Origin of the sequence: Agromyces binzhouensis (assembly GCF_004135055.1) — a bacterium.
In the GTDB taxonomy this organism is placed as follows: domain Bacteria; phylum Actinomycetota; class Actinomycetes; order Actinomycetales; family Microbacteriaceae; genus Agromyces; species Agromyces binzhouensis.
Genome location: NZ_SDPL01000666.1, coordinates 1 through 1,074, shown reverse-complemented (window position 1 = coordinate 1,074; position 1,074 = coordinate 1). Strand labels below are relative to the sequence as shown.

2 protein-coding genes are annotated in these 1,074 nt (G+C 75.0%); one reads left to right on the top strand and one right to left on the bottom strand.

Annotated elements, in window-relative coordinates:
* The coding region (locus ESO86_RS17500; RefSeq protein WP_207207222.1) for a MaoC/PaaZ C-terminal domain-containing protein at positions 1-672 on the top strand (672 nt) is incomplete at its 5' end.
* Between the two features lie 9 nt (positions 673-681).
* Here the strand turns inward: ESO86_RS17500 and ESO86_RS17495 are convergent.
* The coding region (locus tag ESO86_RS17495) for a phosphoribosyltransferase (RefSeq protein ID WP_479722795.1) at positions 682-1,074 on the bottom strand (393 nt) is incomplete at its 5' end.

Below are 1,074 nucleotides of genomic sequence, written 5' to 3'. Positions count from 1 at the left end.
GGCCCCGGCCGCGCGGGCGGCGGCGAGGAGCTCGGCGGCATCCGCGCCGTGCACCACCACATGCAGCGCACGGCCGTGCAGGGCTCGCCCGCGATGCTCACCGCGCTCACCGGCGTCTGGCATTCGGGCGCCGAGGCACGCCCGTACGCCGAGACCGGTGAGGCGCACCCGTTCCGGAAGTCGCTCGCGGAGCTCCGCATCGGCGACCAGGTCGCGTCGGCCTCGCGCACCGTGACGCTCGAGGACATCGAGACGTTCGCGCAGTTCACGGGCGACACGTTCTACGCGCACATGGACGAGGCGGCCGCGGCCGCGAACCCGTTCTTCCCGGGGCGCGTCGCGCACGGCTACCTGCTGGTGTCGTGGGCCGCCGGCCTCTTCGTGGACGCCGCACCCGGGCCGGTGCTCGCGAACTCGGGCCTCGAGAACCTGCGCTTCATCACGCCGGTGTCGCCCGGCGACGAGATCCGCGTCGAGCTCACGGCGAAGCAGATCACGCCGCGCGAGACCGACGAGTACGGCGAGGTGCGCTGGGACGCGGTGCTGAAGAACCAGCGGGACGAGCTCGTCGCGACGTACGACGTGCTGACGCTCGTCGCGAAGGAGCAGGCAGGCGAGGCCGAGGCCGACGACGTGACGGTGGAGGCGGGCGCCCAGCCGCAGCCGGCCTAGCCCCCTCGATCAGCCGCGCAGGGCGAGCGCGAACGGGAGCACCTCGGTCGCGCCCGCCCGGCGAAGCTCGCGCGCGGCGATCGTGAGGGTCCAGCGACTGTCGGCCAGGTCGTCGACGAGCAGCACGCCGCCGGCGGGCACGTCGAGGCCGTCGGCGGAGAAGCGGTTCCAGACGCCCGCGAGCCGGAACGCGCTGTTGCCGCCCGGGCCGCCCGTCGGACCGCCGTCGACCGGGGCGAGCTCGCCGAGGTACGGCAGCCGACCGACCTCGGAGAGCCCGCGTGCGAGCGACTCGACGAGCTGCGGGCGCGAGCGCGAGGGCACGGATGCCACGGCCACGGGCCGCTCGCTCCAGCCCCATTCGGCGAGCACGCGCACGCACACGTCGAGCACGCGCGGCGG